Genomic DNA, 6,984 nt, shown 5'->3' on the forward strand with positions numbered 1-6,984 from the left:
TGCATGCGTCCTTCGTTGATCAACCTTTTGGCTTCCGGTGTTCCATCCACACCATAAACCAGCACATCTTGCAGCTTATTTTGCGATTCCAATGCCGCAAGAGCTCCCAGAGCACTTGGATCGTTCAAGGCCATTACTACATCAATATTTTCATTTTCCTGTAAGTATTCTTCCATCAAAGGCATCGCCACTTCCAGTTGCCCTTGACATTCGATTCGTTTGATAATTTGGTAATTCGCATTCCCTTCAATCGTGTCAACAAACCCCTGAATACGCAAACAAGCCGAATTGGCTGTATTATGTTCAAGTAACACGATATTCGCTTTATCTTGACGTTGCATCATGTCTTTTGCACACTGCACACCTGCATCATAATTATCTGAAACAATGTTATATGTCACAAGATCTTCATCTATTACTTCTGTATCCACAGTAAATATAGGAATATCGGCTTTATATGCTTTATTTAACACAGTTCTTAATCCTTTATAATCAACTGGATTGACCACGATCGCATCAACTTTCTGATCAATTAGATATTCAATTTGTTCTCTTTGCGTCTTTAGGTCCAATACAGGATCTAAAGACATCAACGTATATCCTTCTGTCGAAAGAATATTTTGTAACTGTTCATCAATAATCTCAAAAAACGGATTGTTTAATGTCATATATGTGGCACCAATCTTTTTAGATTGCCGAATTGACATAATTGGGACCTTTTGTGTATAGGCATCGATTGCAAAATACCCCGCAATAAAAAGGGCACTTACAACTATAAATGTGATAACGATACGAAAAACACTCTTTTTATTCATACATGGGCCCCTTTCTAAAAAATGCCGCAACTTGCGACATCTATCTCATTAAAAATTGAATAAAATAAATTAAGATCACTGCTGCAATAGGGATGATAAAAATCATCGCATAACCGCGAACAAACTTTGTTTCCAAGGCTTTAAAACCTGCATCATCATAGTAAAATTTTCCATCCTCTGTTTGTCCTACAACACCTTCTTCTACCAGATTGGCAATTGTATAACTCAACGTAGTTGTTGTAAGTTTTAAATCTTTGAATGCATCAACCGGAAGTGCTGTTTCCTTATTTACCGCATTCTTTTTCTTTAATACTTCCAAGACCATTGAAGCTGCCGTAGCCTTTGCTCCCTTTTTTCTTTTTCTTGACATATTATCGACTCTCTCTTTCTTTCCTTATTGCCTCTGCTACGTCGGAAACTTCCCATTGAGCATGTTTTCGTATCGCATCAGATGCATGTCGCATTACATATGTACATTCTAACATATCAAATAGAGGAATATCATTCGATCCATCCCCTATAAATATAATCTCTTTTAAATTTAGATTTTGATGATCGATCAATTTTGTCATCGCATGTGCTTTATTGGTTGCCTTTCGAGTAATCTCAATATAATCTTTTGAAGTAGTCATCACTTCCACATTTGCGAATTTCTCTTGAAATTCGGGAAGCAAACGCTGTACATTCTCTAGGCTCTTAGCCGCAATACTAATTTTTGCCAATCCTTCTGTTCGGCTTTTCAAGTATGTTTTCAAAGATTCTTCTCGAACCCACCCAAGATAAGCAAATTCTTTCTGTATACGTTTTGGATCATCCTCTCGAAGAAAATAATTTGAACCATCCTCTGCTGTAAAAAAAGGATCTATTGTATCGAGATACATCTCTAGTTCTTTTAATATATTTTTAGCAACAGATAAATCAATCAAAGACGCATCAATCCGATGGTCTTTCCAAAACGTCATTGCTCCATTGCACGTGATCAAACAATCCGGAACAATCTCATAACGATTTAAAAGATTCATACAGAAAACCCGATCTCGTCCTGTTACCAAGCCAAATAAATATCCTTGTTTTTGCCAATTTTTTATTTCCTGCACATCATCTGAAGAAATCATTGCGCTTTCTTCATGAATCAAAGTCCCATCCAGATCCGACAAAAATAAAGGAATCATTTTCTTTTTCCTTTCTTTTGTTTTTTCCATTCATCATAAGCATCGTTGATATAAACGCCCATTTTTTTAGAAACTTCCAATTTTTCCTTATCATTCATTAAAATACGAATGTTTTGAACAATGCCACTGCGAACCTCAAAATTAGCCATCATACGAAAACGATAAATTTTCCCAATGTAATAAATTCCTTCATCGATCAAATACACTCTTTTTCGAACATAGGTTTCTAAGGCAAGTCCAACAAAAATAACCGCAATTGCTAGATAAGCTAAGCGGAAATAGAATACCTGTTCTGTTTCCAATTGCCCTGTAACAAAGATCATCACAAAGGCAAAAACAGCCAAGACACTTGTACCAATCCACCAAATCGGATTGTCTGTGAACAGTTTAGCATCTTTATGTGTGTTTAAAAAATTTGGTAAATTTTTTTTATATTCCGTATAAAGCTTAATACTTTTAAACGTCGTATACCCAACATATCCTAATATTAATACCGCAACTGCAATCTGCACAACTATATTATCAAACACGAATATCCCTCTTTCTAATTTAATGGCATTATTATAACACCAACTAAGACTTGTTCCAAACACATTTCGTGATACAATATCTAAAAAAAATAGGAGAAAATGGGATGGAAACAGTTCAAAACAATAACGATTTAATGAAACGCTTAAACAGTAGTTCACAATATCTTCAATCCAATGACATGCGCGTCACAGAAGTTAGGGAAGGATATGCAAAAGTGGAAATGATCATTGATGAACAAATCTTGAACGTTCATGGTTTTGTTCATGGTGGAGCTCTATTCTCGCTGGCGGATACAGTAGCCGGTGCAGCTTCTTTTGCAACAGGTAGAGATAGTGTAACTCTTACCGGAACGATCAACTATATCAAACCTGGAACAGGAGGAAAACTCATCGGTATCGCGCAAGAGATTTCGCGAGGTAGAACAACAGGCGTTTATGAAGTATTTATCTTTAATGACAAGAACACACTTTTATCAAGAGCAACATTTACGATGTTCTTCTTAGATTCAGATAAATACAAAGCAAAAAAGGACAAAGAAACAAAAAAATAAATCCTGGTCATTCATTTGATCAGGATTCTTTTTCTGAATAATCTTCTTTATCCAAAGCCATATAAATCAATGTGATCGAAATTCCAATAACTGCCAAACCAATTGTTGTAAGATTTGGTAAAGCCGCTAGTACAAAACCTAACGCAAAGAACAGCCATGTTTTCTTTGAAGCTAATACATTGATTACGATCGCAAAGCCTAACGCTGGAATCAAACCACTTCCTACACTTAATCCTTCTAACAACCATTGCGGCATAGCCTCAAAAAGAACTACATAAAGATGAGAAGGAATCACCAGCAAAATTGCTGCCGGGATAGCAACACGTAGTCCCTGCATACAAATGCCTGCCATTTGAAGTCTTTCAATCTTGCCAAAATCAGCCGTTTCGCTGGCAACATCCATTTTATGGACAAGTCCTATAGCTTTTGTTCGACATATCTTTGTTAAAGATAACCCTATTACGGACAGAGGAATTGCAATCGCAATAGAAGCTGAGATTACATATTCACCAGCAACACTTCCATTCAATCCCTGTACCATAAAAATTGAAGATGCCACCGAAGCTAAAGTAACATCTGGTGCAACACTGGCTCCTACATTGGCCCAACCTAAAGCCATCATCTGTAAAGATCCCCCTAAAATGAGTCCTTCTTGCAAATGATTGGTTACCAATCCAATCAAAGTACATGCCACCAAAGGCTGATGAAATTGAAACTCATCAAGGATCCCTTCGATTCCTGCTATAAATGAAATTACAATAATTAACGCAAACGATATTATCGACATCAAATACACCTTCTTAACTTTAACTGAATAATATCATTGAAAACATAACGTTTCAAACGATTTAAAGATATTTATGTCTCCATGCATAATATTCCTCATCTTTTTGCAAAGATATTCCTTCACCTAATGAATTCTCCCAGATCATGAATGTGTTATTTTCAAACATCTCCATAAAATCATCTTCTTTGATTTTCGTATGCCAATTCTCATTCATTAAAAAGTATGCACTTTCCTTAATGCATACAGCTGTTTTATTTTCAACAATGACTAATACATAGCCTGCTTTCAATAAATTATTTGCCTCTATGATCGATGTTATTTTTTTCTTCATATAATCTATTATAAGAAAAGTCATATTAAAAATAAAACCTTTCCTAAAAAAAACTCGCCGAAGCGAGATTTTTTAATTATTCGTAATGATCTTTTAATTCCTGGAAGTAAGCACGAGCATGTGCACATACTGGACATTCTTCTGGTGCCTGAGCTCCTACATGAATGTGTCCACAGTTCAAGCAGATCCAAACTGTATCTTCACCTTTGTTGAAGAAAGTATTTTCTTCAATTTCTTTTAACATTGCCTTATAACGAGCTTCATGATGCTTTTCGATAGCGGCTACGCCTTCCATTTTTTCTGCAATATCGATAAATCCTTCTTCACGGGCATCTTTTGCCATTTCTACATACATATCTGTCCATTCATAGTTTTCACCGGCAGCAGCATCTTTTAAGTTTTCTGTTGTTGTTGGAACTTTACCTCCATGTAAAGCTTTAAACCATAATTTTGCATGTTCTTTTTCATTTTTTGAAGTTTCTTCAAAGATGTTCTGGATTTTTACATACCCGTCTTTTTTTGCCTGAGAAGCATAATATTGGTATTTTACACAAGCTTGACTTTCCCCTGCAAATGCATTTAATAAATTCTGTTCTGTTTTTGATCCTTTTAGTTCCATGTTAACGAACCTCCTAACACTTACATTGTACAACTATTTACTATAACACTCAAGTAAAACAACCATTAAAATTAAGAATTATTATTAGTTATTTCCTTTATTTTAAGTAAAAAACAAAAATATCTTAAAATTATTGAAGTTTATCTAAAAAATGTGTCCTTAAATAGTCTCCGACACCATCTTCATTATTTGATTTAAGTGTAATATCATCTGCAACTGCCTTGGTATCATCGCTTCCATTGATCATACATACGCCCAAGCCACTTACCTCAAGCATCTCATTATCATTAGTCGTATCCCCAAAGGCAGCCACATTTTCCAATTCAAAATCATTCATCTCACAAATCTTTTTGAGCGCATACGATTTATTAATACGTTTATCCGCAAATTCCATTAATGTAGTCTGTGTTTTAAATCCATTGTAATTTTCATTAGGATGAGCTTCAACATAGGCTTCTATTTCAGGCATGATATCCTCAGTGACCCTAAACATGATCTTTGCGTTTTCCTCCTGATAAAAATCGGCATCTGATTTAGCAACAACAATCTCCTTGTCACTTGTATGAGCTGATTTGATCATCATATCGTCGATTCCTTTGGCAAGTAATTTACCATGGTAATAGATAAAATAATTTGATTTAAAAGGTCGCATAAATTCAATAATTTCCTTGATCCATTCTTTCTTTAACTTGAAATAGCTATATTCCTTTTGGTGAATATTATCCCATAACTCAGATCCATTCATCCCAATCACAAAATCAAATTCAAAACTTAATCCCCATATTTTGGCATATCTTTGTAGTTCATCTAAAGGTCTACCTGAGGCAATTCCAAAATAAACTCCATTTTCATGTAATTTCTCTATCGTTTCTCTTGTCGTAGGCATAAGATTCCTTTTTGAATCAACCAACGTACTATCAATATCACAAATAACTAATTTTAAATCCTTCATAAACTGATCTCCTGTCTTGATTAAAGAAAGTATAACATAACTAAAATCAACTCTTAAGCTTTTGAATTAGACTTTAAAAAATTTATAGTTTTGTCTAATTTATAAGCAATTAACACAGAAGAATCCAAATTTTCATCATGCATGCATACACTGTTGATATGCATATTTTCATATGTCTGATAATAATAAATTCCTTTTGTAGCGTTCATACATGCCGAGTAGACAGTGTAATCTTCTCTATTTTCTTTTGTGATAACAGAACCTTTGATCATAGACACCTGGTTCAATACTCTAAAATATTGTTGAACATTTACTTCTTCTGTTCCAGATGATGTCATATTCTCTTTTAAAAATACAGTCTTTACAAACCTTGAAGGACTTGATGCATCTCCTGGCAAACCTAAAGCTCCCATTCCATTGGCAAATGGTTCTAGATCCAAACGTTTGCTGAAACGATTCTCTGGATACTTTGGAGTCAAATTCAAATAATTAATCATATTTGAAAGATGATATGGAAATGGCGGATTATTAGTCAAAGTTCCAAAAATATTATCATAGATCATCAAACCATCTTTTGTTGACTCAACCACAAAACAATCATCTTTATCCGCAATGATCCAATGTAAAGGTGATAATGGCAAGTTAGGAGCAAAATCTTCGTCAATTATATTCATCTTTTCAAAATAACTTCTTGCCTCCTTGGCAGTCACACAATTCGATAGGATCCACGGAATAATTTCAAAAGGAGCAATGTTATCTTTGCCATCCATTAAATCAAAGTATTTGGCATTTCCTTTAAACTCCAAACCACATATTCCCAAACCATGTTCATTGATCGCCTCGGCATACAAAGGATATCCTTCGACAATTGTTGCCATTCCAATCATTGCAGAATGTTTCTCTATTGTTGGTTCATGTCTAAATTGAAATCTATATTCACGTGGCGTTATGACTACTTCTTCACCAAAGCCACAATCTAGATCTAAATTCCTTCCTAAATAAAAATCGTTGTTATAATACGTAAAACTGGTACACATATAGATACCTCCTTATAGAGCCATCATATCACTATTCCCTATTGAATGACACATATATGCATAAAGATATCAGAATCTTTATAATGATCACCCTCATTGTTTTGCATTCTTATAAAATATAAAAAAATAATTATTTTATTTCATTTTTTTTGTCATTTTAGTCATTTCCGGTGTGATAGATAAGTGAGAG

At 34.4% G+C, this 6,984-nt stretch carries 10 protein-coding genes; 1 reads left to right on the top strand and 9 read right to left on the bottom strand.

Translation table 11 applies throughout. The annotated features are described in order from the left end of the window. The 4 genes from HMPREF0367_RS09095 to HMPREF0367_RS09110 form a co-directional block, all read right to left on the bottom strand. Window positions 1-815, bottom strand: an 815-nt coding sequence (locus HMPREF0367_RS09095; protein WP_035403575.1) for a sugar ABC transporter substrate-binding protein, incomplete at its 3' end; no start/stop codon positions are given. Between the two features lie 40 nt (window positions 816-855). Next, window positions 856-1,185, bottom strand: coding sequence for a hypothetical protein (locus HMPREF0367_RS09100; RefSeq protein WP_015536275.1), 330 nt, complete (start codon window positions 1,183-1,185; stop codon window positions 856-858). A 1-nt stretch (window position 1,186) separates the two neighbouring features. Continuing rightward, entirely contained in the window at window positions 1,187-1,987 is an 801-nt protein-coding gene (locus HMPREF0367_RS09105; protein WP_169815951.1) for an HAD-IIB family hydrolase, read from the bottom strand. Then, window positions 1,984-2,517, bottom strand: coding sequence for a hypothetical protein (locus HMPREF0367_RS09110; RefSeq protein ID WP_022356071.1), 534 nt, complete (start codon window positions 2,515-2,517; stop codon window positions 1,984-1,986). The genes HMPREF0367_RS09105 and HMPREF0367_RS09110 overlap by 4 nt, the downstream gene beginning before the upstream one ends. A 104-nt stretch (window positions 2,518-2,621) precedes the next feature. Here HMPREF0367_RS09110 and HMPREF0367_RS09115 point away from each other — a divergent pair, with 104 nt between their 5' ends. Continuing rightward, the gene (locus HMPREF0367_RS09115; protein WP_015536277.1) at window positions 2,622-3,068 is read left to right on the top strand and encodes a PaaI family thioesterase; all 447 of its coding nucleotides are present in this window, start codon (window positions 2,622-2,624) and stop codon (window positions 3,066-3,068) included. A gap of 19 nt (window positions 3,069-3,087) precedes the next feature. Here HMPREF0367_RS09115 and HMPREF0367_RS09120 read toward each other — a convergent pair whose 3' ends face one another. The 5 genes from HMPREF0367_RS09120 to bsh form a co-directional block, all read right to left on the bottom strand. After that, window positions 3,088-3,855 carry a PTS mannose/fructose/sorbose transporter subunit IIC gene (locus tag HMPREF0367_RS09120; protein ID WP_051335243.1) on the bottom strand — a complete coding sequence of 256 codons (768 nt, stop codon included), beginning with the start codon at window positions 3,853-3,855 and terminating at the stop codon, window positions 3,088-3,090. 61 nt (window positions 3,856-3,916) lie between these two features. Then, complete coding sequence (locus HMPREF0367_RS09125) at window positions 3,917-4,186, bottom strand: hypothetical protein (RefSeq protein WP_143395342.1); 270 nt, start codon at window positions 4,184-4,186, stop codon at window positions 3,917-3,919. Window positions 4,187-4,262: 76 nt separating this feature from the next. Then, complete coding sequence (gene rbr, locus HMPREF0367_RS09130; RefSeq protein WP_015536279.1) at window positions 4,263-4,805, bottom strand: rubrerythrin; 543 nt, start codon at window positions 4,803-4,805, stop codon at window positions 4,263-4,265. Window positions 4,806-4,935: 130 nt separating this feature from the next. Beyond that, window positions 4,936-5,757 carry a Cof-type HAD-IIB family hydrolase gene (locus tag HMPREF0367_RS09135; protein WP_035403584.1) on the bottom strand — a complete coding sequence of 274 codons (822 nt, stop codon included), beginning with the start codon at window positions 5,755-5,757 and terminating at the stop codon, window positions 4,936-4,938. 53 nt (window positions 5,758-5,810) lie between these two features. Then, window positions 5,811-6,794: a choloylglycine hydrolase gene (gene bsh / locus HMPREF0367_RS09140; RefSeq protein ID WP_035403587.1), complete on the bottom strand. Its 984-nt coding sequence runs from the start codon at window positions 6,792-6,794 to the stop codon at window positions 5,811-5,813. Between the last annotated feature and the right edge of the window lie 190 nt (window positions 6,795-6,984).

Origin of the sequence: Faecalitalea cylindroides ATCC 27803, from assembly GCF_000469305.1 — a bacterium.
GTDB classification, from domain to species: Bacteria; Bacillota_I; Bacilli_A; order Erysipelotrichales; family Erysipelotrichaceae; genus Faecalitalea; species Faecalitalea cylindroides.

Bases quoted from the DNA above. Each gene is read 5' to 3' on its own strand.
- HMPREF0367_RS09100 (WP_015536275.1), bottom strand. From the start codon at position 1,185: ATGTCAAGAAAAAGAAAAAAGGGAGCAAAGGCTACGGCAGCTTCAATG.
- HMPREF0367_RS09105 (WP_169815951.1), bottom strand. From the start codon at position 1,987: ATGATTCCTTTATTTTTGTCGGATCTGGATGGGACTTTGATTCATGAA.
- HMPREF0367_RS09115 (WP_015536277.1), top strand. From the start codon at position 2,622: ATGGAAACAGTTCAAAACAATAACGATTTAATGAAACGCTTAAACAGT.
- HMPREF0367_RS09120 (WP_051335243.1), bottom strand. From the start codon at position 3,855: ATGTCGATAATATCGTTTGCGTTAATTATTGTAATTTCATTTATAGCA.
- HMPREF0367_RS09125 (WP_143395342.1), bottom strand. From the start codon at position 4,186: ATGAAGAAAAAAATAACATCGATCATAGAGGCAAATAATTTATTGAAA.
- rbr (WP_015536279.1), bottom strand. From the start codon at position 4,805: ATGGAACTAAAAGGATCAAAAACAGAACAGAATTTATTAAATGCATTT.
- HMPREF0367_RS09135 (WP_035403584.1), bottom strand. From the start codon at position 5,757: ATGAAGGATTTAAAATTAGTTATTTGTGATATTGATAGTACGTTGGTT.
- bsh (WP_035403587.1), bottom strand. From the start codon at position 6,794: ATGTGTACCAGTTTTACGTATTATAACAACGATTTTTATTTAGGAAGG.